We start from the raw sequence: 21236 nt of genomic DNA, 5'->3' as shown, positions 1-21236 counted from the left end.
TACGCGGTCAGTAAGCTCCGCAAGCCAACAAAGCGCTCCTTCCTGACCGTGTTCAAGCCCGCTGGTTTTGTCCCCAACGAGCCAATACGCGCACATAGACCAGTTGCGCCAGCAACTCCACCAAGGTCTGGGTCAAAATAATGGCGGGCAACAAGGGCAAGGCACCTGGAATAGCAAGGGCCAAAGGCAGCACAACCAGGGAATTACGAGTCGCACTGCTAAAGGCCACGGCCCGTCGCAAGGGAACAGCCAGGCGCGCTTGTCGCGCCAGCACCCAGCCGATGACGGGAGCCAGGACAGCAAACAGGACGTACACCGGCACTACGCGCCACAAGACATCCAGCGCAGGCTCCAATTGCCGCAAAACGGCGGCTACCACGATAAACAGCACCAGGGCGGTAGCCGGAACCGGCGCCACGCCCAAGCCCGTCTGGATCTGCGCCCAGACACGACTTTTATCAGCAAGATATTGAGTCGCCGCCGCCAAGAGCAGTGGAATCAGAATCAGAAAAAAGAAAGCGTCCAAAAAAGGCCCGGCCTTGATATACAGACCAAACTGCTCCCCCAAGGCCAACTTCAAAAACAAGGGTAAAAGCAGCATTTGCACCACAAGCAGCACCGGCGTGGCCGCCAGCAAGCTTCGCGCATCGGCCCGGCCCAGTTGGGCAAACGTGACAACGTAGTCGATGCAAGGAGTCAGCAAGACCAGCAGCACCCCCAGACGCAGCATGGTGTGATCCGGCAGCAAGGGCAGCAAGGCAAAGACAAAGAGAGGGATCAGGCAAAAGTTGGCCACCAGCAGCACGGCCAAAAAGCGCAGTTGAGTCAGCGCTTTACCCAGTTGAGAAACGGGCACCTGCAGGAAGGTGACATACAGCATGAAAGCCAGCGTCGGGTTGATCCAGTCGACCAGACTGGCTGGCATCACCCAGACACTGGCCATCAAACCGGCCAATAGCATCGCCACAAAATAAATGGCAATTTGCCGGCTTTCTAACACATCGCGAATCACGGTCAATACCTCGTCTGGCAGCAAACCCCCGGTACTGCCGTGAAAAAAATCTTACAGACCGCTACGACGCAAACGTGCGGCAGATTGACGATTCAAGTCTCGAGCTTCGCGCTCGGCATACTCGCTTTCACCGGCCTCATAACGGCCTTCGTGCATGCAGGACTCACGATCCCAGGTACATTGATTGAAGAGTTTCGAGACGGGGCCACCGCCGGGTTTAGTCGAGGAGCACGCTGCCATCAAGGTAGCCAAGCCTAGCACCGCAGCGCTTTGAATCAGTCGTCGAACCATCATTGCGTTTTCCCTACAAAAAATCTTTGCTTACCGCGAATCGAAACGAGAGCCAATCGCGGACAATAGGAACACTGTACCCCGAGGCTCTCAAGCACGTCGATTCCCTTTCCTGATAATTTGCAATTTATGACTCAAGAACAATTCCTGCTATTGGCCCAAATTTTGCACTTGTCTCCCAGCCCGGAGCTGGAACAGGAAGCACGGCATCCGAACGGTCCACTTAGCCCGCAGGCCCAGGAGATCCTGGCTTTGCATCGGCGACTCAAAGAGGCTTATGTCATTCATCGACCCACAGCGTTTCGGGTCGTGGTCAGCCATGACGATCTGGATCGCTTTCCGGGTGCACTGGATCTGAAACAGGGTATGCGCGTACAGCTCGTCTCCTACACCAGCGAGCGCTATATCAGCGTTCGCATCACCCAGGTTCCCGCAAGTCCCAAGGCCTATTTCCGAGGGGTGGTCTCGGAGCAAAACATCGGCTACAGCGTCTTTGAAGTTGGAGACAGTGTGTATTTTTCCGAAGATCAGGTGCACGCTGTTCTCAAACAGTCGAGCAACTGACTTTCCTGATCCCGGACCTCTCCGCTACCCCGAAGTTTTCAGGCTGAAATCGGGCAATAAATGCAGTCCGGTCCGACGGACAAACTCTTCATAACTGATGGGCGGGCCAACACGGGTGGACGCTTGATTCGCCTGCCAATGCACCCAGGCACGTCGAGTGGTGGCGTCGTATACCAGCTTGAATAAATGACTGGGCACCGCCACCTGACTGGAGCCGATCGTTGCCGCGTTGCGCTCATATACTGGTCCGGTAAAGACATAGACATTGCCCGCAGCACGGGCGACGTATTTACGGGTATCCGCTTCAATCTTGTTCCAGGGACCGGCATTATGGATCTGATTCTGCGGCACCATATTGGCCAAGGAAAAACTCTGGGCCATGCTCTGCTCCGAAGCCATATCCCCTGCGGGGGCCATATGTCCACGCGAGAATCCGGAACCTCGGTAGTCATTCAGCTCGGCTCGCTCTGATTGGGGCAAGCGGCCTTCGGCATAAAAACGATCGGTACGTTTCAAGCCCTTGGCCGACTGAATCTGTTGCCGATTCAGACGTTGCACAACAAACACCGGAGTTTTGGTTTGCCCGCTATGCAAGATCGCAAACGAGCTGAAGCACAACTCCCGTTGCGTGTAAGCCATGGGCACAACAGGCCGTGAACCGGGGAAAAACTGAGGACACTGCGCAAAGGAAGTCTGGACATACCCATCTATGGCAGCCGGTACAGGTGCACTGTCTTGCTGAACCGCCGTGGGCCAGCCCAAAGACGCCAGAAGCGGCTCAAGACTTTGCCAGTTCAGCCCCTGAGGATGAAGCCAGGCCGTCGCAATCCCGAAACTGGTCAGGGCCGCTGCAATGACTGATTTCAAAAATCGGGACGGACTTGTCTGCCCTGCCTTCTTTCTACTACTGGTTTTTTTAACGCTACGACCTGTGCTTTTTCTGCTCATACCACTCTTGTTTTATGCTTGGTCGGCCTACATCATTGCGCCGACTGCACCTGTGATTATAAGCAGTCCTTTCTATATAAAAGGAACGTGCCCCCACCGGGAGCACGTATTTCCTTCTGACTCCAGCCTTTTTCAGTCCATTGGATGAGCCTGGCAGAAGCGGATTCAAAAGCTGGAGTGCGCTGCTTACTTTGCGCTCAAGGCCTGCAGCTCTTTCAATTCATCTTGCAACTGCTCCAGCTTGGTGCGATCGCGCTCCAGCTTTTTCTCCAGCTTCTGAACCTTGTCTTGCCGCCCCTCAGAACGCTTTTCGGCGATCTCATCAAGGCGGTCCTGTATTTCCTCTTCTTGCTCGCGGATATCTTCCTGCACGTCGCGCAGCAAGTCCGCATCCCGGCAATGCATTTGCACATTGACCAATGCGCGCTGCAGACCACGCTCGCGGTGCTCGTTACCATGCTGGCGGGCATAGTCAATCTGGTTCTGGATCTCGGCTGCCCGATACTGACAAGCCGGGTTATCGGCCCAGGCCGGCAAAGCCATCACACTTAGAACGGCGCTCAAGCACCATACAGAGCTTTTCATCTTCTCGACTCCTGTTGTGTTCATCCGGACAAGCATCATACAAGCGTATTTCTATTTACCTGCAATGGACTCTTAAAACAGACTTCGTCGATTTGTCACGAAAACGTGATTAAATTCGAATATTCCATCGTTTATGTCATATTCAAGTAACAGAATTGTCGCAAATTGTGCCGAGAAACTTACACAACTTGTCTTTAAGCATAAAACAGTTCAGTTACACTCGAAATCCTCATAAAGCAAACTTTTACTTTTTAATCGTGTTCAACATCACCATCAGGAAATTGATCTTTTTCCTGTGCGCTGCTTTGATTATTTTGTGGCTCTTTCCCTTTGCGCACGTCAACGAAAGTTTGCTCAATTCCTCCCAGGCTTATTCGGCCTGGCACACCAGTGTGCTCAACTCCCTGATGCCTTTGTCGATCCTGGCCGTTGCCAGCCTGATCTGGGCAGACAGAGCGGTATCCGCCTGCCTGGCCATGGCCGTCAACACGGTCTTGTTCTTGCTGGCAATCAAGAATATCTGCGATACCGCGGACCGTTTCTCGCGGGTATGCGGGATTGATATTTCGGTTTCCTACGGAGCCATGTTGTATGGGCTGTGCATGGCAAGCCTGTGGGTATTGCTGCTGAGCTATCGCTGGAAAAGTCCTAAAGAACAGTCTGGCTCCTGAGGCAGCCTGGGCTCTGCCATCAGGATGTCTCCGCCCGCCCCTGCATCACCATAATCGTTTGCTGCATCAGCGCACATAAAGTCTGCTTGCCCTCGTCCAGGGCAAATACCTCGGCCTGTGTCACGATCAAACTACGGCCGTGGCGAACCACTGAACCTCGGGCCAGCAAGGACTGCCCCTTGGCGGGGGCCAGAAAGTTAAGCTTGTATTCCACACTGAGCACGCTGGAACCCAAAGGCGTACACGTCATGGCGGCGTAGCCTCCGGCCGAATCGGCAATCATGCCCACAACGCCACCATGCACAAAGCCATGCTGCTGCTGAATCCCCTCCCAATGTGGCAAATGAATCTCGACCAGGCCAGTCTCTACAAGCGGCATGGTGGCACGAATCAGGCTCATCGCCTGTTGGCGGGAAAAACTGTCTTGCACCGCCTGGAACACTTCTGGATCCAATGCGGGAGCAGCAGAAGCAACAACTGAATTCATGACTGGAGTCTCCTTTGTTTTTATATCCTGGTCACCACGTTTTCAGACCGGATTGAAAGGCCAGAAAACCGGAATCAACAACACGCCCAGGACCCAGAAAATCAGGTTCAAGGGCAAACCAACTTTCAAAAAATCAATAAACCGATAGCCACCCGCGCCATAGACCATGGTGTTGGTTTGATAGCCCACAGGCGTAGCAAAACTGGTGGAGGCGGCAAAAGTGACCGCAATCAGAAAAGGGGTGGGGTCGACACCCATCATCTTGGCCGTAGACATCCCTATTGGCGTCAGCAGCACCGCGGCGGCGGCATTGCTCATGAACTCTGTCAGGATCAAGGCCATCAGATAAACCACAGCCAGCACCGTCAAAGGCCCGAAGGATTTCACCAGACCGACCGTGTTCTCCACCAGAAACTGGGCGGCCCCCGTCTCGCTCATGGCCAGACCCAAGGGCAGCAAGCCCGCCATCAGGATAATGATGCGCCAGTCAATGGCGTCATAGACATCGTCCGCCTTCAGACAACCGGCCAGTGTCATGGCTACAGCACCGACCAATGAAGTGATGCTGATAGGCACCCAGCCCAGGGCGGGCACCAAAATCACCAGAGCCATGGTCACCAGGGAAAAAGGGGCGCGCCAGCCCATTTCTTTTTCAGCCTCACGCTCGGACAGCACAATGATATTGCCATCCGCCCGCAGATCCGCCGCCTCGGAGGCCGGGGTCAGCATCAACAAGATATCGCCAACCCGCAAGCGCACGGCACGCAGCTGTTCACGCAGCACCTGACCACGGCGATGGATCCCGAGCACGGTGGCATTCTTGTGCCAGCCCGCCCCCAAGCTACCCAAGGTACGGCCGCTAATACGCGAACGCGGCGCAATCATGACCTCGGTCAGAACTTGATCGACCTGCTCAAAAGACTGTTGCTCCAATTTGAACTGCGGGTCAACCTCCAGACCGGCTTCTTTGCGCAGCTCGTCCAGCTTGGTCCAATCCCCGCGAGCCAACAGCACATCGTCCTGCTCAATCTTCTGCTCGCGCGGGCCCCACACTTTGGTGTCACCTCGCAGCAACTCCAGCACAAACACACCGTACTGCTCCCCCAGCTTGGCATCGCCAACAGACTGGCCGATCAGGGAGGAGTCCGGCATTACGCGCAGCTCGGTAATGTACTTGCCCAACTCATACTGTTCGACCAGCTCGCCACCGCGCGCATCAGGCAATAACCAGCGCCCTACCGTCAGCAAATACAAACAACCAACCGCCATGCAAATAACACCCAGCGTGGTGAATTCGAACATGGTGAAGCCGGGGTGCCCCATATCACGGGCAATGGCATTGACCAGCAGGTTGGTCGAGGTCCCAACCAGAGTACAGACACCGGCCATTTGCGAGACATAAGACAAGGGAATCAGCGCCTTGGAGGCCGACATGCCTATCCGTGCGCTGGCGGCCAGCACGATAGGAATGAACACCGCCACCACGGCCGTGTTATTGACGAAAGGAGCAATCACCGCCAGGACCAGGAACAGGAGCAGCAGAAACTGGACCGGGGAGCGGGCCTTGCCCAGCAAATCCCCAATTCCTGACAGGGCGCCACTATTTTGCAAGCCGGCTGCCAGTACAAACATGGCGGCAACGGTGACCGTCGCCGGATTGCTGAAGCCTCCCACAGCCTGCTCGGGAGTCACCAAACCCAGAATGGTCAGGGTGCTGAGCACCAGCAAGGCAATAGCATCTATTCGGAGTTTTTCTGTGGCAAACAAGACAATCGCTACTAAAGCCAGACCCAAGACCACTGCAATCTCTGTTGTCATGCTGCCCCACTCCTGTTTGTTCTGTGCTGCCAAGTATAGGTAAAAATGCGGCGCACCAAGCGCTGCATTTCGCTGTACTAAACAAAAAAACACAAGTTTTTCAAAACAGGCAAAACGAACTCCACGGCGCGGGCAGGTGCGGATACGGCATCCGCCCTGCAAGACCTAGACCAGCAGCATCACCAACAACACCAATCCCAACAAGGCGATATAGGCTTTGGCATGAAGGCTGTCGGGGATCTTGCCAATCCAGCGCGAGGTAAAGCGAATCCCCAGCCAGGAACCAAGCACCAGCCCCAGGCAGGCTCGCAGGTCTATGTAACCCACATGCCAAGGCCCCAATGAATCCGCATTCCAGGCCAGCATGGCATAGGTCAGGCTCCCCACCACCGCCATGGGCAGGGACAAGGGGTTTGCGGCTGCGGTGGCAGCCGTCATGCTGGCACCGCGTCGGCGCATCAAGGGAACGGTAATCACGCTCCCCCCCACGCCCAAAAAGGCGGCGATGGCACCAATAAGGACTCCGGCCCCCGCGCTGCTGGCCTTGCTTAAAGGACGCATGACATTGCTTGTTTCCTGGGTAAAACCGGATCGAAACAGACTATCGAGAATCGTCAGGCCTAAATACACCACGAAAACCCAGCGCACCCAGGAGCCGTTCAAGGCCATGGCTGCTACCGCGCCAGGAATTGCCCCCACTGCAATAAACAGGAGCAAAGGACGCACCTGTCCCCAAGGTACGGTGCCCGCCTTGTGATGACGCCAGGTGGACAGGCCAGCCCCAAAAATCATAACGCAGGTGGACGTGGCCACCGCAATATGCATGGCCGCCTGCCCCATCTGACTGTCCACGCCATACATGCCGATCAGTACCGAATACAGCACAGGGACCACTACAAAACCGCCACCGAAGCCAAACAGCACGGTGGTTACCCCGGCCAGCAAACCAAAAAACAGCAATAGAAAATACATAGCCGCCCATCAACAGAGATGACAAAGCCCAAGAATAGGTCGCGCCGCATTGGCTGGCATGCTAAAACCGGTCAACAATACGTTCGTTTCGGCCAGAGGCTTGCTTATGCACAATGTACGACTGGACAGCGTGGATGCCACCCCCCGCCCCTTGCTGGCGATTGGCACAGACTACGCCCCGGGCACCCTGCTGGACTTTCATGTGCACCGGCGGGCGCAAATGCTCTATGCCATGACAGGTCTGATGGAAGTAGAAACTGACGATGGCGCCTGGGTTATCCCGCCCTATAGCGGTGTGTGGATTCCGGCCGGCAAGCGCCATCGCGTGCGCATGCACAGCGCCAGTACGCGCAGTCTATATATAGAGCCAGAGGCCGCCCCCCGCCACAGCACCCATTGCGAGGTGCTGGTGATTACGCCCTTGCTGCATCATTTGCTGCTGGCCTCCCTGGCCTTGCCCGCCTTGTACGAGGAAAATGGCCGCGACGGCGCCTTGGCTCAACTGCTCTTGCATGAAGTTGGTCTGGCAGACACCATGCCGCTCTTTGCCCCTATCCCTCAAGACCCATCCTTGGCCACGCTCTGCAAAGCGTTCCTGATTCAGCCCAATATCCAGAGCACGCCAGAACACTGGGCCGAGCAATTGAACAAAAGTTTGCGCAGCTTCACGCGCCTGTTCCGGCAGCAAACCGGCATGAGCTTTAGCGAATGGCGGCAACAAGCCTGCTTGCTGTCCGCTTTGACCAAGCTGTCTGCCGGTCAGTCAGTCACACAGATTGCGATGGACCTGGGCTATGACAGCTCCAGTGCCTTTTCCACCATGTTCCGTCGCCGTTTAGGACAGGCTCCCAGCAGCTTTATTCGTATTCCCTGAAGCATCGGGCAAGACTGCAGATTGATTGAAGCGGATACAATAAACCCCCACGCTACGCCTTCGGCTTGCTGCCCCCCGAGGGGGAGCTTTTTGTCTTGGGGCGGCCCGGCGACAAAAAAAGCCCCCGGAGCTCTGACATCCGGGGGCCTGGCACTGCCCGCCTCAACTTATAAGTGACTGGGCGTCACAAATGGGGCTTAACGCGTGATACGCGCCCGTCCGCCAATCGTGGCCGCCAGGCTGGCTACAAAAGCACCGACCAGCAAGGATGCAAATGCCCACAGCGCGAAAGCAGCGGCTGCCTTGCGAGCGGTGTCTGCCGCTTCACGTGCTTGTTGTTCCAGCTTCTCGGCTGTTTCCTTGGCTTGCTTCTGTACGGAGTCCAGACGATCCTTGGCCTGCTCCGGAGTCAGACCGGTACGGTTGGCCACCAGGCGCAGCAAGTAATCCTGATCCTGCTGGGACACCTCGCCTTCTTTCAGGCTGCGCGCCAGAATGCGGCTGACTTCACGCTCAGGGTTGCCAGCCTGTGCAGGTGCGTTGGCTGGATCGGCCGGACGCAGCAAGGTATCGGTGAAGTAGCCCAAACCTGGACCCTGGGCTTGATCTTTGCCAGCCTGCCCCACAACCGCCGACGCGGCGCCAACGCCTGCCCCAGCCAGATTCGCCCCGGCCTGTGCCGTACCCGACACCAGGGAGGCGACACCCGAGCCCAGCAAGAACACACTGACAACCGCACTGACAGCCCACACCAGAAAACCATGTGCCGTATCGCGGAAATGAACTTCGTCGCCATGCACACCGGTCCAGTTTGTACGCAGACGCCCAGTGACATAACCTGCAATGCCGTAAGCGATGATCTGTGTGACAAACAGCCAGACAATCGTGCCGATAGCCATGGTGGTACCCGAGGCCCCTTCATTGCCCCAGGGAGAGATCGCCATGAAACCCAGGCCTGTCCCGCCTACCAGCAAGGTCACCGTCAAGGCAGCGGCAATAACCGCGCCCCCGATGACTGCGCCCCAAGACACAGCGGAATGCGACGATTCCGCGACGGCCTGCGTACCCAAACCTGCATCCGAACCAAATTGCGTCGTAGCCATGATGATTCCTTATTCAAGATTGTGATCGCAAATACCTTAGTGCCAAAACAAGGCCAGCAAAATAATGATAGGAATAGGGACACCCAAGAGCCATAAAAGAATCGATCTCATAACCCCTCCGTTTGAATGAAGAAACAAGAGCCAAATATGGTTAATAAGCAAAACCTTGTAATCATTCTAGGCAGATAAAAATCAGATGAATTTTATAAAATGTAAAAAGCGCAACCGAATCATTACTCACGGCCTCAGACGAGACCCTGCTCCGGACAAACCCGGAAATAACCCTATATGGAAAACGGTTAAAAGTCTTTTTTCACGAGCCCTACAGAGTAAGAACAGAACCAAGCAAGCTGAAACATCAGGCGGCACTAGCCCTTCCAGCAACTAAAACCAAGAACTCTTCACGCAATCCGCATGGCGATCCACGATTATTTTTTATTATTTTGAAATACTTGTTTACGCAGGCGATTTAGTTAAACAAGCTCAACAATAAATAAACAAAATAGCTGCGATAAGAAAAACAAGCAGAAGCAAAAATTAATTATCAAAAAACAAGAATCCAGAAAAACAGTATTAGAAATAAAGCCAATAAGGCCAACACAGGCTCCCGGTCACCAAATTCCTGCAAGCTCCCTCGGCGGGCTCAGCCCAAAACGACAATCCGGCCCCTGCTACCCGCACCTATACGTATTCATCTGCCCTCAAAAGCGACAAAGAAAGCCATAAAACCGTGCATGGATAGGGCAGACTCGGTTATCCTGTTGCCTCCATTCAAGCTCGGCCGCTGCGGTGGTAAACCGCGCATCATGCGCCTTCTGTATCCCGGTACTGCCAATGACGGCCTGCATTCACAGAGCCTAGCCTATGAGCGACCTCCAAAGTCTGATCGAATCGGCGTGGGAACAACGAGCTTCCCTCTCCCCCCAAAAACACAGCATTGAACTGCGCACGGCCATCCATACCGTGATCGAAAAGCTGGATTACGGTTCCCTGCGCGTGGCGGAAAAGATCGACGGACAGTGGCAGGTCAATGACTGGGTCAAGAAAGCGATTCTCCTGTCTTTCAGGATCAACGAGAACCGTGTCATGGCCAGCGAACCCGCTCCCTTCTATGACAAGGTGCCGCTGAAATTCGAGCAGCACGACCAGGCCGCCTTTGCCCAGGCAGGCTTTCGTGCCGTTCCCGGTGCCGTGGTGCGCCAAGGCGCTTATGTGGCTCCCGATGTCGTGCTGATGCCCTCGTTTGTGAACATTGGCGCGTATGTCGGTGAAGGCACCATGGTCGATACCTGGGCCACCGTCGGTTCCTGCGCCCAAATCGGCAAGCATGTTCACCTGTCAGGCGGCGTCGGTATTGGCGGGGTATTGGAACCTCTGCAAGCCAACCCCACTATCATTGAGGACAACTGTTTTATCGGTGCCCGTTCCGAAGTGGTGGAAGGGGTCATCGTGGAAGAGAACTCGGTGCTGGCCATGGGCGTATTCCTGTCGCAAAGCACCAAGATTTACGAGCGCGAAACGGGCAAGATTTACCAAGGCCGTGTCCCTGCCGGTTCGGTAGTGGTCCCTGGTTCCCTGCCTTCGGCCGATGGGCTGTACAGCCTGGCCTGCGCCATCATCGTCAAGCGTGTGGATGCCCGTACCCGCGCCAAGACCAGTATTAATGATTTACTTCGCGCCTGAACATGAGCACTGACAATTCTGTACTAGACACCCTAAAAGCCCTGATTGCCCGCCCCTCGGTTACCCCCGAGGATGCCCACTGCCAGCAATGGCTGGGCGCAAGGCTGGAGCAAGCGGGCTTTAGCCTGGAACATCTGCCCAGCGGCCCGGTGTCCAACCTGTGGGCCCGCCGTGGCACCGAAGCGCCCTTGTTTGTTTTTGCCGGACACACGGATGTGGTGCCTACCGGGCCGGAAGCAGCTTGGGACTCGCCCCCGTTTGAACCTACCGTGCGCGACGGGCAACTGTATGGCCGTGGCGCTGCGGATATGAAGGCCTCGATTGCGGCCTTCATTCACGCGGTTGAGGAATTTACCCAGGCCCATCCTGAGCACAAAGGCTCGATTGCCCTGCTGCTGACTTCGGATGAGGAAGGCCCCGCAACCGACGGCACCGTGCATGTGTGCCGTGTCCTGAAAGAGCGTGGCGAACAACTGGACTATTGCATCGTGGGCGAGCCCACCTGCTCGCGCCAATTGGGTGACACCATTAAAAATGGCCGTCGCGGCTCCTTGTCCGGTCACCTGATCGTGAAGGGTCGCCAAGGCCACGTGGCGTACCCGCAATTAGCCATCAACCCGCTGCATGTGTTCGCCCCTGTACTGCACGAACTGACAGACCGCATGTGGGACGCCGGCAATATCGACTTCCCACCCACCAGCTTTCAGATCTCCAATATCCATGCCGGTACCGGCGCGGGTAATGTGATCCCCGGTCAGCTGGATGTGCATTTCAACTTCCGTTTCTCCACCGAGCAAACACCGGCCGGTCTGCAAGCCGAAGTGGAATCCATTCTGCGCCGCCATGGCGTGGACTTCCAACTGGAATGGACGGTAGGTGGCGAGCCCTTTCTGACCGAGGCCGGCCCGCTGAGCCAGGCTCTTGCCAAGGCCATTGAAACCGAAACCGGCGTGGAAACCGATCTGTCCACGACAGGCGGCACCTCGGATGGTCGCTTTATCGCTAAAATCTGCCCTCAAGTGGTCGAATTTGGCCCGCTCAACGCCAGCATCCATCAAATCAACGAACACGTTTCCGTTGCTGATCTTGAGCCCCTTAAAAACATTTATCGCCGTACATTGGAATCCCTGCTTTGTTAAGCCCTTGCATCGATAGTTCCTCCCTGCTGGAAGCCCAGCAGGAACTGCGCACCGTGCGCGACTTGTTGCGCTGGTCCGTCAGCCAGTTCAACCGCTGTCAGCTGGCCTTTGGCCACGGCAGTGACAATGCCTGGGACGAGGCCGCGTATCTGCTGCTGCACACCCTGCATCTGCCCCTGGACACACTGGACCCGTATCTGGACGCCACCGTGCTGGAGTCCGAGCGCGCCGCCTATCTGGCCCTGGTCGCACGCCGCTGCAACGAACGCGTGCCCGCCGCCTACCTGACCGGTGAAGCCTGGCTGCAAGGCCATCGCTTCCGCGTCACCGCCGATACCATCGTGCCGCGCTCTCCCATTGCGGAGCTGTTGGCTGAACAGCTGCAACCCTGGATTGCCGACCCGGACGCCATCTACAACGCCCTGGATTTGTGCACCGGCTCGGGCTGCCTGGCTATCTTGACGGCCCTGGCCTTCCCGCAAGCGCAAGTCGATGCCGTGGATCTGTCCGACGCCGCGCTGGAAGTGGCGCAGTCAAATATCGATGCCTTTGAGCTGAACGATCGCATGAGTCTGTACAAGAGCGATCTGCTGGATCAATTGCCGCCCACCGCCTACGACCTGATCATTTGCAACCCACCGTATGTGAATGAGCAGTCCATGCAGAACCTGCCCAAGGAATACCAGCACGAGCCACAACTGGCCCTGGCTGGCGGTGACGACGGCATGGACCTGGTGCGTCGCATTCTGGAAGCAGCCCCCAACTTCCTGTCGCCCGAAGGCGTGCTGGTGTTGGAAATCGGCAATGAGTACGACAATTTCGTCGCTGCTTTCCCAGAGCTGGAGCCTATCTGGCTAAGTACGGAAACTGCTGAAGACCAGATTCTCTTGCTAAGCCGGGAGCAACTGGCTCTGTGATACGCGCAACTGGAATTACGCTGCGTCGCGGCGTCAAAGTCCTGCTGGACAATACGGATTTCATCGTCAATCCGGGCGAGCGCCTGGGCATTGTGGGCAAGAACGGCGCCGGTAAATCCTCGCTGTTTGCCTTGCTGCAAGGCGAGCTGGATCTGGACGGGGGTGACCTGAGCATCCCCGAAGTCTGGGAAGTAGCCAGTGTGCGCCAAACCATTCCGGACCGTGACCGCCCTGCCCGCGAATTTGTTATCGACGGCGACGAGCGTTTGCGTGCCTTGCAGGAAAAACGCGCCAACACGCCCGATAGCGATGGCCAGACCATTGCCGAGCTGGAAAATGCCCTGATCGAAGCCGATGCCTGGTCCGCCCCCTCGCGTGCCGAGCAATTGCTGGCCGGTCTGGGTTTCCGCCCCGATCAGTGGATGCTGCCCGTGCGCGAATTCTCCGGTGGCTGGCAAATGCGCCTGTCCCTGGCCCGTGCCCTGATGGCTCCTTCTGACCTGCTCTTGCTGGACGAGCCCACCAACCACCTGGACTTGGACGCCATGCTCTGGCTGGAGCGCTGGCTGACGTCCTACCCCGGCACCGTGTTGCTGATTTCGCACGACACCGAGTTTCTGGATGCGGTGGCCCGTTCGATCCTGCACGTGGATCAAGGCAAACTGGTTCGCTACAAAGGCGGCTACAACGACTTTCTGGTGCAGCGTGCCGAGCGCGTGCAACAAAGCCAGATCGCCTACGAGCGTCAAACCCGTGAAGCCGCGCGTCTGCAAAGCTTTATTGACCGCTTCAAGGCCCAGGCCACCAAGGCCAAGCAGGCACAAAGCCGCGTCAAGGCTTTGGCCCGCATGCAGACCGTAACGCTCTTGCGCGACGACTCAAGCGTTTCCATTCGCCTGCCCTCGCCTGAATACACACCCGATCCCTTGCTGACATTGGATCAGGCCGATCTGGGTTACCCCGATCAGGACAAGGCGATTTTGAGCCAAGTACGCCTGATGGTACGCGGCGGTGCCCGTGTGGGTATTTTGGGGATGAACGGTGCGGGTAAATCCACACTGGTCAAAACCCTGGCTGGCAAGCTGGAACCTATCCGGGGCGAGCGCCTGGAATCCAAAGGTCTGGTGATCGGCTACTTTGCCCAGCACCAGCTGGACTCCATTGACCCGGACTCCACCCCCCTGCAACATCTGGCACGTCTGGCTCCGGATGTGCGCGAGCAGGAACTGCGCAATTACCTGGGCTCTTTCGGTTTTAGCGGTGATATGGTCACCAGCCTGACCGCCCCCTTCTCCGGGGGTGAAAAGGCGCGTCTGGCCCTGTCCCTGATTGTCTGGCAAAAGCCCAATCTACTTCTGCTGGACGAACCAACCAACCACTTGGACGTGGATACCCGCGAAGCCCTGGCAGCGGCCCTGGCTGATTACGGTGGCAGCGTACTGCTGGTATCGCACGATCGCCATTTGCTGCGTTCTACCGTTGATTCTTTCTGGATCGTGGCCGATGGCCAGGTTCAGGAGTTTGATGGCGATCTGGAAGACTACCGCGACTGGCTGCTGGCCCGCAGCGCGCAATCGCGCTCGGAAGCTCGCCAGGAAGCCCGTGCCGATACAGGTGGCGAAGGCACAGACCGCAAGACGCAACGCCGTCAGGAAGCCGAGCTGCGCCAACGTCAGGCCCAGCAACGCAAGCCCCTGGAAAGCCGCTTGAAGAAAGTGGAGTCGGCCATGGAGAAAGCTCAGCTGCGTTTGCAGGAGCTGGATACCTTGATGCAGGACCCCGACTTTTACTCGGACAGCTACAAGGATCAACGGCCCGCCTTGATGACTGAGCATGGTGAACTCACCAAAACGCATCAAACGCTGGAAGAAGAATGGCTGGAAATTCAGGAAGCGATGGAAGAGATTGGGCGGCAGGTCTAAGCCCATCAACTCCGTTCTGTTCGTGAACTCCTGAAAAAGAAGGCGCCATATCTACAAAGATTGGCGCCTTTTTGTTGGAAGCTCTTGATGGTCTGTAAAACGCACATCGAAGCCTTACGAGTTTGCTGACTCCTGGGTTTCTGAGCCAAGACTATGAGCAGAGGATCTATACACTCGTAAACTTGGCTATGCCATCTCGTTCTTCGTTTTGCTGTATGCCATTCAGCGCATACGTTTAGCCAAGGTGAGTCCGGCCAGCAAACAACAACAACAACAACAACAACAACAACAACAAACTCATGTGAGCCAAAACTCACTCGAAAACCGGCTCGCCAACTCCGCTCACTTCCCCGCTTTCCCAGGACTCGCACAGCCCAAATACCCACACAGCAAATCCACAATGGCTTCTTCCACCTGCTCCGGCGGATACGGCACACCGGGCGGGATGATCGCGCCATGAATCAGGGACTCCAGACTTTGCATCACCACCCAGGTGGCTAAATCCAGATCCTGCGGGGCGACCTCGCTGCGGTGCTCTTCCAGCAGCTGACGAATGCGGTCACGAATACTTTGATCAGCCTGACTCTCGCTGGCGGGTGCATCAAAGAAAGGAAAATCCTTTTCCAGTACCCGATGCAACTCCGGGTCCACCCGATGCGCGGCCAACCAGGCTTTGACCAGATCACTCAAACGCCCCCGCAACCCCAAGGACTGCGTATCGGCCAGACTGCTTTCCATAGCCTGGTTCATTTGCATGGCATGGCGCTCGTGCAAGGCGGCGATCAGGGAGTCCTTGTTCGGGAAGTATTGATACACCGAGCCCACGCTGACTCCGGCCACTTCCGCGACCACATTGGTATTGGTACCGGCATAGCCACGCTCGGACAAAACGCGAGCCGTTGCCTCCAAAATCGCCTCCACCAAAGCACGGGAACGGCTTTGACGCGGGATACGACGGGCTTGAGGGAGCGTTTGCATAGGGACTCCGAATGTGAGTTTTCGATGTGAGCAATTATTCATATTATCTCAAATATCGAGCAATTACTCATGTTTGGAGTGTTTCATGTCTGTACCCAATTCGGCACAAGCCACCTCGAAGGCGCAGTCACCACCTGCTGCCCATGTTTTTCTAACGCTGCTACCTATTACGCTGGCTGTGTTCGTCAGTTTTCTGAGCATTGGTCTGCCTCTACCCGTGCTGCCTTTGCACGTACACGATGTGCTGGAGATGAGCACGCTGGTCGTAGGTCTGGTTATCGGTGTTCAATTTGCAGCCGCTTTGCTATCACGCGCCTGGGCCGGGAATCTGGCCGATACGCAAGGCTCCAAGCACGCCGTCATGTTGGGGCTGATGGTGATGTGCTTGTCCGGCCTGGCCTATCTGGCCTCTTTGAGCTTTGTCAGCACGCCTACCCTATCCGTCTGGGTGCTGGTGATTGGCCGAATCTTGCTGGGCTGCGGTGAAAGCCTGATTGTGACGGGTGCCTTGAGCTGGGGCATTGGACTGGTCGGCCCTCAAAACGCGGGCAAGGTCATGGCCTGGGTCGGTATAGCCATGTATGGTGCCTATGCCGTTGGGGCCCCTTTAGGTGTCGCGGTCAACCAGGACTACGGCTTTCACGGTATCTCGGTCGCTGTCACGCTGTTGCCGTTGATTTCCCTGGTGATGTTGCTCAAGGTTCGCGCCACCGCCCCCACTGCGCTGCGTCGCACCCCGTTCTACAAAGTCCTGGGGCTGGTCTGGGGCGCAGGCATGGGCTTGCTGCTGTGCAGTGTCGGTTTTGGTAGTCTGACTGCTTTTATTGCCCTGCTCTTTGCCGATCGCAACTGGGGCAATGCTTCACTGGCCTTCACCGCCTTTGGGGTCGCCTTCATTGCGGCACGCCTGTTCTTTGGTCATCTTCCCGACAAACTGGGCGGGGCACGCGTCGCTTTGCTATGCGTGCTGGTGGAGGCTGCTGGCCTCTTGCTGATCTGGGGTGCCCACAGCCCTGCCCTTGCCTACCTGGGGGCCGCTTTGACCGGATGGGGCTATTCCCTGGCCTTCCCGGGTTTTGGTGTGGAAGCCGTGCGCCGCGCCCCACCCGAGAGCCGAGGTGTCGCCATGGGTGCCTATGTTGCCTTTCTGGACATCTCTTTAGGTATCACCGGGCCCGCCTTAGGCGCAGTCGCAGGAACCTGGGGGATGGAAGCGATTTATCTGGTCAGTGCCGTGGTAGTCAGCTTGTCGGTACTGGTGGCCTTGCGTTTGATGCGTCGTCCGCTGACCCAGGCTTGAAGCCCGCCCCCCCCCGAAGCAATTTCCTCATAACAAGAGGGACTGAGGCTGCGTAAAGGCAGGCTCAGTCCCTTTTTACAAGCTAGACACCGAACTCAACGGCAGCTAGGTACAGCCTTACGGGGCTACATACAAAAGACGGCCCTGCTTTCTGGCTTGTTCCAGCTCCTGCACAACTTGCTGGCGCGTCTTATGAGTACCATCGGCAGGCAAGACGGGATATTCATCGTCTGCGAAGTCCAGCAAACCAGCTTGTTGCGCTTCCTGCAACTCCTGAACCACCTGAGCACGAGTTTTAACAGGGCCTCGCGGCACGTTGGGATAGCCATGCGCCGCTACGCTGATCAGCCCTTGCTCGCGTGCCTGCTCCAATTCCTGCACAACCTGGGCGCGACTCTTGCTGTAGGCCTGCTCCTGTACAGAGGCAGAACCGTCAACAGCCCAAGCCGATGTCGAGGCCAGCAAAGCCGTGCAAGCCAATGTCCATAAACCTAATTTCATGATGAATCTCCTTGATTAAAAAAACGCCTCTCTGCCTGGACCTACACAGACTGGGTAAAGGGAGGCGCGATGGGATTGGGTGGCGAAGAACGCAGCAGCACAGCCAGACACAAGGCCAGCAAACTGCACCAAAACACCAGGTTGTAGGCGCTGATCTGTGCTGCCACCTGTGATTCACGAGCCAGAATGCGAGCCAGACCGGCCAAACCTGCGGAGGCTCGCTCCATGACCAAAGGGTCACCCTCTACAAGATGACTGCTGAGGCTGCTACGGCTGATATCGCCGGCCATGCGCAGCCAAGTGGAAACCAGCGTGGCTGCGGCGACAGGCGTAAAGACACGCGCGATGGGGACATACACGCCCAATGCCACTCCATGTTGGGGATTCAGATTGGTCACAAAGGCAGCAATCAAACCAATCAACATGGTGCTCTCGCCCACAGACTGCAAAATCAGCATCGAGACAAACTGTTCTACCCGCCAGTCGTGGCTGATATGAGTTCCCAACCAGGCCGTGAACGCGATAATGCTTAAACCGATAATCATCATCAGGCGTGGCTCAAGACGGCGACCCAGATAGATTGCCAAGGGGGTCGAGGCCAGATAAGCCCAAAACGCTATCCAGGTGGCGGCGCCTGCTTGCAGCGGCTTCAAGTCGCCCATCTGCGTCAGAAAGCTGGGAATCAGCAAGGACGTTGGCGTCATCAGTACACCGAACAGGCAAGCAATCATCAGACAGATACGAATATTGCGATTGCCCAGGGCCATCAGACTGGCAAAGGAGTTTTGCCTGCGCATGCCACGCCCTATTGCAGCCACGACAAGAAGCGCGCCCCCAGTCAAGGCTGAAACAACCAGACCAGAATCGCTCCAGCCCAGGCGTTCAGCCGACTCTATCCCCACAAAAGCCAGGACCAGGCCGGTGCAAAACAGGGCCATACCCCCCCAGTCCGCGTTTTGCAGTTGCGGCCGGTCTACTGGAGCCAATGGCATGGCCTTCCAGGCCAGCAACGCAATCAATGGCCCCACAAAAGCAGTGGGCCAGTAAACCCAATGCCAACTGATTTCTTCCAGCAGAAAACCGGATGTGCCATACCCTGCATCCATGCCGGTTGACACACGCAAGCTGTACGCCGCCATGACAGCAAGCCATAACCGAGGATGGACGCTGCGCAAAGCCAGGGACATCGTCAAAGGCAGATAGATTCCCAGACACAGCCCAGCCAAGGCATGCAGACTTAGCAGAACGGGATAATGATGGGCAAAGAAAGGAATCAACAAGGCGACCAAGCCCAACAGCAGACTTGGGGCCAGCAAAACCCGAGTCGGCCCGATGACGGTCGCCAGCCATGGCGCAATCGGCATGGAAATCAATTGCGCCGCATTCAAGGCGGTCCCCAACCAAGCAGCTTCCAGCACATCCAAGCCAAACTGGCCACGTAAATCCGGTAAGGCTGCAGAAAAAAGCCGCCCTTGCACGGTGGTCAGGACCGCACCCAGAAAAATCGCAAGCACCGTCAAGGCAGGACGTGCTGTGTGCGTATTGGCCATCAGTCGGGAGAAGCGCATGATCAGCCCTCCTGCGCCCGCACGACAGCCAACTGGCGAGTCTGTTTCAAGCCGGGCATGTCATAGGCCGCAACAGGGGAACCCGCCGTGTCGATTCTGGCCTGGGCCGACATGCCGGGACGCAGGCGCTCCAACTGTGCCTGACCCGGCTCCAGCTCGATACGCACCGGTATGCGCTGCACCACTTTGGTGAAATTCCCGGAGGCATTATCGGCCGGCAATAAGGAGGATTCGGCCCCGCTCATGGGTGCAATCTCGACCACACGCCCCCGCCAGTTCCCCCCAGGCAAGCCATCCACGGACAGCTCCACCGGCTGCCCCGGCTGCACGCGGGCAAGCTGCGTTTCCTTGTAGTTCGCAATGACGTAGGCCTGCTCCAAGGGGACGATGGAAACAATCTGCGTGCCCTGGTTCAACAAGCTGCCTACTTGCACATGACGCTTGTTCACGACCCCGTCAAAAGGAGCCACAATCCGCGTATAGCCCAAATCGCGACGAGCAGACTCCAAGGCAGCTTCAGCCGATTTCAAATCCGCGGTACGAATCGCACGCTGCCCCTGCAGCACCTTCAGGGAATTTTTCGCCAGATCCACTTGCGCGGTAGCGGCCTCCCCTTGGCTGATTGCCTCATCCAGATCGGCCTGGGCATTTTCATAGCCCTGACGTGACAAGGCACCTTCCTTGACCAGCCTTGCCTGGCGCGAAGGGTTATTACGGTATTGCCGCACGCGCACCTGCACGGAGCGCAGCTTGGCTTGCGCCTCTTTAATACGCGCCTGTTGCTGTGCAATTTCACCGTCCAGATTTTCCAGATGGGCCTGCGCCTTGGACTGTTCCGCCTGCGCTGCCGCCACGGCCAGCTCGTAATCGGCCGGATCAATCTGCGCAATCAGATCCCCCGCCTTGACCTGCTCATAATCTCCCAAGGGCAAGGCTTTCACGTAGCCCGAAACCTTGGCACTGAGCACCGCAAAGTCGGATTTCACGTAAGCATTCTGAGTGCTCTGTATGCGGCGGCTACTGGTCCACTCGTTCCACTGCGTGGTCGCCAGAATCAGCAGCCCAATCATGGCCAGGCAGCCCAGCCAGGGAGCCAGCCGCAGGCCCAGTGCTTTGCGTTCCGTCGAAGTTGTTGAGGTGCTCATAACCGTATCCCTGCTCAATCAAAAATCATAACCTAACACTGTTAGTCTATGGGCGAATGATACACTAACAGCGTTAGGTTGCAAATATCGGAGAGAACATGGCAACGAAAGCGCCCCGTATTCAACGCGAACACATCATCCAGACAGCGCTGGACTTGCTGGACCAGGAAGGTTTGGAAGGACTGACATTGCGCAAGCTGGCCCAGGCCCTGAACATCCAGGCCCCCTCGCTGTACTGGCACTTCAATGCCAAGCAAGCCTTGATTGATGGCATGGCCGACGCTCTGGTAGAAAACGTGGCGCGCCATTGCCCAAGCGATCAGACCTGGGATGAACAAGTCCGTCACCTGGCTCTGGAATTTCGGCAGGCCCTCTTGCAACGGCGCGACGGAGCCCGTGTTTTTGCGGGCACCTATGTAGTCACAGACAATGTGCTGCGCACCAGCGAAGCCTTCTTGTCCGCTTTCATGCAGGCAGGCGCAGACAGCCAATTTGCTGCCGAGGCCAGCTTTAGCCTGATCTACTACATTCTGGGTTTTGTCATGGAAGAACAGGCGCTTGGGCCGGGCAGCACATTGGACCTGTCTTTACGCAAACAGGCTTTTTTAGAATTGGCTCAAGAAAAATACCCCTGCAACTGGCAGGCACGTGAGGCGATTTTTTCCGATGACTTTACGGGCCGTTTTATCACTGGCCTGAACCTGTTGATTGATGGTACAAAGCAGCGCATTCAAAACAAACCATAAACAGACCTTTTC

21 protein-coding genes are annotated in these 21236 nt (G+C 56.7%); 9 read left to right on the top strand and 12 right to left on the bottom strand.

Annotated elements, in window-relative coordinates; genetic code table 11:
• Positions 1-52: 52 nt before the first annotated feature.
• Both CPY64_RS06215 and CPY64_RS06210 read right to left on the bottom strand, forming a co-directional pair.
• The gene (locus tag CPY64_RS06215; RefSeq protein WP_042488005.1) at positions 53-961 is read right to left on the bottom strand and encodes an arsenic resistance protein; all 909 of its coding nucleotides are present in this window, start codon (positions 959-961) and stop codon (positions 53-55) included.
• Between the two features lie 102 nt (positions 962-1063).
• The gene (locus tag CPY64_RS06210) at positions 1064-1306 is read right to left on the bottom strand and encodes a hypothetical protein (protein ID WP_042487791.1); all 243 of its coding nucleotides are present in this window, start codon (positions 1304-1306) and stop codon (positions 1064-1066) included.
• 126 nt (positions 1307-1432) lie between these two features.
• Between CPY64_RS06210 and CPY64_RS06205 the strand changes: the two genes are divergently transcribed.
• Complete coding sequence (locus CPY64_RS06205) at positions 1433-1867, top strand: hypothetical protein (protein ID WP_042487795.1); 435 nt, start codon at positions 1433-1435, stop codon at positions 1865-1867.
• Between the two features lie 24 nt (positions 1868-1891).
• On the opposite strand, the gene CPY64_RS06200 is transcribed toward CPY64_RS06205, so the two are convergent.
• Complete coding sequence (locus tag CPY64_RS06200; protein WP_080723831.1) at positions 1892-2815, bottom strand: DNA/RNA non-specific endonuclease; 924 nt, start codon at positions 2813-2815, stop codon at positions 1892-1894.
• Positions 2816-3001: 186 nt separating this feature from the next.
• Positions 3002-3400, bottom strand: a complete 399-nt coding sequence (locus CPY64_RS06195) for a DUF1090 domain-containing protein (protein WP_042487802.1) — start codon at positions 3398-3400, stop codon at positions 3002-3004.
• A gap of 350 nt (positions 3401-3750) precedes the next feature.
• Between CPY64_RS06195 and CPY64_RS06190 the strand changes: the two genes are divergently transcribed.
• Complete coding sequence (locus CPY64_RS06190; RefSeq protein WP_226791338.1) at positions 3751-4071, top strand: DUF202 domain-containing protein; 321 nt, start codon at positions 3751-3753, stop codon at positions 4069-4071.
• 19 nt (positions 4072-4090) lie between these two features.
• Here CPY64_RS06190 and CPY64_RS06185 read toward each other — a convergent pair whose 3' ends face one another.
• The 3 genes from CPY64_RS06185 to CPY64_RS06175 all read right to left on the bottom strand — a co-directional run bounded on the left by CPY64_RS06185 (position 4091) and on the right by CPY64_RS06175 (position 7348).
• Positions 4091-4558, bottom strand: a complete 468-nt coding sequence (locus CPY64_RS06185; RefSeq protein ID WP_198501046.1) for a PaaI family thioesterase — start codon at positions 4556-4558, stop codon at positions 4091-4093.
• A gap of 42 nt (positions 4559-4600) precedes the next feature.
• Positions 4601-6469: an SLC13 family permease gene (locus CPY64_RS06180; RefSeq protein ID WP_226791337.1), complete on the bottom strand. Its 1869-nt coding sequence runs from the start codon at positions 6467-6469 to the stop codon at positions 4601-4603.
• A 72-nt stretch (positions 6470-6541) separates the two neighbouring features.
• A complete protein-coding gene (locus CPY64_RS06175; protein ID WP_042487811.1) occupies positions 6542-7348 on the bottom strand; it encodes a sulfite exporter TauE/SafE family protein in 807 nt (268 codons plus the stop codon).
• Between the two features lie 106 nt (positions 7349-7454).
• Here CPY64_RS06175 and CPY64_RS06170 point away from each other — a divergent pair, with 106 nt between their 5' ends.
• Positions 7455-8222, top strand: a complete 768-nt coding sequence (locus tag CPY64_RS06170) for an AraC family transcriptional regulator (protein ID WP_042487814.1) — start codon at positions 7455-7457, stop codon at positions 8220-8222.
• A 197-nt stretch (positions 8223-8419) separates the two neighbouring features.
• On the opposite strand, the gene CPY64_RS06165 is transcribed toward CPY64_RS06170, so the two are convergent.
• On the bottom strand, positions 8420-9325 hold the full coding sequence (locus CPY64_RS06165; protein WP_042487817.1) for a membrane protein: 906 nt from the start codon (positions 9323-9325) through the stop codon (positions 8420-8422).
• Between the two features lie 864 nt (positions 9326-10189).
• Here CPY64_RS06165 and dapD point away from each other — a divergent pair.
• The 4 genes from dapD to CPY64_RS06145 are packed head-to-tail and all read left to right on the top strand — an operon-like array spanning position 10190 to position 14986.
• A complete protein-coding gene (dapD, locus tag CPY64_RS06160) occupies positions 10190-11008 on the top strand; it encodes a 2,3,4,5-tetrahydropyridine-2,6-dicarboxylate N-succinyltransferase (protein WP_042487820.1) in 819 nt (272 codons plus the stop codon).
• A gap of 2 nt (positions 11009-11010) precedes the next feature.
• Positions 11011-12147, top strand: a complete 1137-nt coding sequence (dapE, locus tag CPY64_RS06155; protein WP_042487823.1) for a succinyl-diaminopimelate desuccinylase — start codon at positions 11011-11013, stop codon at positions 12145-12147.
• Positions 12141-13064 carry a 50S ribosomal protein L3 N(5)-glutamine methyltransferase gene (gene prmB / locus CPY64_RS06150; protein ID WP_042487826.1) on the top strand — a complete coding sequence of 308 codons (924 nt, stop codon included), beginning with the start codon at positions 12141-12143 and terminating at the stop codon, positions 13062-13064. Before dapE ends, prmB begins: the two co-directional genes overlap by 7 nt.
• Positions 13061-14986, top strand: coding sequence for an ABC-F family ATP-binding cassette domain-containing protein (locus CPY64_RS06145; RefSeq protein WP_096917379.1), 1926 nt, complete (start codon positions 13061-13063; stop codon positions 14984-14986). Before prmB ends, CPY64_RS06145 begins: the two co-directional genes overlap by 4 nt.
• 342 nt (positions 14987-15328) lie before the next feature.
• Here CPY64_RS06145 and CPY64_RS06140 read toward each other — a convergent pair whose 3' ends face one another.
• Entirely contained in the window at positions 15329-15964 is a 636-nt protein-coding gene (locus CPY64_RS06140; protein ID WP_042487829.1) for a TetR/AcrR family transcriptional regulator, read from the bottom strand.
• A gap of 85 nt (positions 15965-16049) precedes the next feature.
• On the opposite strand from CPY64_RS06140, the gene CPY64_RS06135 reads away from it, so the two are divergent.
• Entirely contained in the window at positions 16050-17264 is a 1215-nt protein-coding gene (locus tag CPY64_RS06135) for an MFS transporter (protein ID WP_042487832.1), read from the top strand.
• A 117-nt stretch (positions 17265-17381) separates the two neighbouring features.
• Here the strand turns inward: CPY64_RS06135 and CPY64_RS06130 are convergent, their stop codons facing one another.
• The 3 genes from CPY64_RS06130 to CPY64_RS06120 are packed head-to-tail and all read right to left on the bottom strand — an operon-like array spanning position 17382 to position 20478.
• The gene (locus tag CPY64_RS06130) at positions 17382-17765 is read right to left on the bottom strand and encodes a DUF4148 domain-containing protein (protein WP_052363013.1); all 384 of its coding nucleotides are present in this window, start codon (positions 17763-17765) and stop codon (positions 17382-17384) included.
• A 41-nt stretch (positions 17766-17806) separates the two neighbouring features.
• Positions 17807-19333: an MFS transporter gene (locus CPY64_RS06125; protein WP_042487835.1), complete on the bottom strand. Its 1527-nt coding sequence runs from the start codon at positions 19331-19333 to the stop codon at positions 17807-17809.
• A 2-nt stretch (positions 19334-19335) separates the two neighbouring features.
• Positions 19336-20478: an HlyD family secretion protein gene (locus CPY64_RS06120; RefSeq protein WP_052363014.1), complete on the bottom strand. Its 1143-nt coding sequence runs from the start codon at positions 20476-20478 to the stop codon at positions 19336-19338.
• A gap of 98 nt (positions 20479-20576) precedes the next feature.
• Between CPY64_RS06120 and CPY64_RS06115 the strand changes: the two genes are divergently transcribed.
• Positions 20577-21224 (top strand): TetR/AcrR family transcriptional regulator C-terminal domain-containing protein, encoded by a 648-nt coding sequence (locus CPY64_RS06115; RefSeq protein WP_042487838.1) that lies wholly within the window; start codon positions 20577-20579, stop codon positions 21222-21224.
• Positions 21225-21236: the final 12 nt, after the last annotated feature.

The organism is Alcaligenes faecalis (assembly GCF_002443155.1).
GTDB classification, from domain to species: Bacteria; Pseudomonadota; Gammaproteobacteria; order Burkholderiales; family Burkholderiaceae_B; genus Alcaligenes; species Alcaligenes faecalis.
The sequence above is the reverse complement of the archived record's forward strand: the minus strand, read 5'-3'. Positions and strand labels throughout refer to the sequence as shown.

What these genes read in the sequence shown, in the direction of transcription:
- CPY64_RS06215 (WP_042488005.1), bottom strand. Translation starts at nt 961, where the DNA reads ATGCTATTGGCCGGTTTGATGGCCAGTGTCTGGGTGATGCCAGCCAGT.
- CPY64_RS06210 (WP_042487791.1), bottom strand. Translation starts at nt 1,306, where the DNA reads ATGATGGTTCGACGACTGATTCAAAGCGCTGCGGTGCTAGGCTTGGCT.
- CPY64_RS06205 (WP_042487795.1), top strand. Translation starts at nt 1,433, where the DNA reads ATGACTCAAGAACAATTCCTGCTATTGGCCCAAATTTTGCACTTGTCT.
- CPY64_RS06200 (WP_080723831.1), bottom strand. Translation starts at nt 2,815, where the DNA reads ATGAGCAGAAAAAGCACAGGTCGTAGCGTTAAAAAAACCAGTAGTAGA.
- CPY64_RS06195 (WP_042487802.1), bottom strand. Translation starts at nt 3,400, where the DNA reads ATGAAAAGCTCTGTATGGTGCTTGAGCGCCGTTCTAAGTGTGATGGCT.
- CPY64_RS06185 (WP_198501046.1), bottom strand. Translation starts at nt 4,558, where the DNA reads ATGAATTCAGTTGTTGCTTCTGCTGCTCCCGCATTGGATCCAGAAGTG.
- CPY64_RS06175 (WP_042487811.1), bottom strand. Translation starts at nt 7,348, where the DNA reads ATGTATTTTCTATTGCTGTTTTTTGGTTTGCTGGCCGGGGTAACCACC.
- CPY64_RS06170 (WP_042487814.1), top strand. Translation starts at nt 7,455, where the DNA reads ATGCACAATGTACGACTGGACAGCGTGGATGCCACCCCCCGCCCCTTG.
- CPY64_RS06165 (WP_042487817.1), bottom strand. Translation starts at nt 9,325, where the DNA reads ATGGCTACGACGCAATTTGGTTCGGATGCAGGTTTGGGTACGCAGGCC.
- dapD (WP_042487820.1), top strand. Translation starts at nt 10,190, where the DNA reads ATGAGCGACCTCCAAAGTCTGATCGAATCGGCGTGGGAACAACGAGCT.
- dapE (WP_042487823.1), top strand. Translation starts at nt 11,011, where the DNA reads ATGAGCACTGACAATTCTGTACTAGACACCCTAAAAGCCCTGATTGCC.
- CPY64_RS06140 (WP_042487829.1), bottom strand. Translation starts at nt 15,964, where the DNA reads ATGCAAACGCTCCCTCAAGCCCGTCGTATCCCGCGTCAAAGCCGTTCC.
- CPY64_RS06135 (WP_042487832.1), top strand. Translation starts at nt 16,050, where the DNA reads ATGTCTGTACCCAATTCGGCACAAGCCACCTCGAAGGCGCAGTCACCA.
- CPY64_RS06130 (WP_052363013.1), bottom strand. Translation starts at nt 17,765, where the DNA reads ATGAAATTAGGTTTATGGACATTGGCTTGCACGGCTTTGCTGGCCTCG.
- CPY64_RS06125 (WP_042487835.1), bottom strand. Translation starts at nt 19,333, where the DNA reads ATGCGCTTCTCCCGACTGATGGCCAATACGCACACAGCACGTCCTGCC.
- CPY64_RS06120 (WP_052363014.1), bottom strand. Translation starts at nt 20,478, where the DNA reads ATGAGCACCTCAACAACTTCGACGGAACGCAAAGCACTGGGCCTGCGG.
- CPY64_RS06115 (WP_042487838.1), top strand. Translation starts at nt 20,577, where the DNA reads ATGGCAACGAAAGCGCCCCGTATTCAACGCGAACACATCATCCAGACA.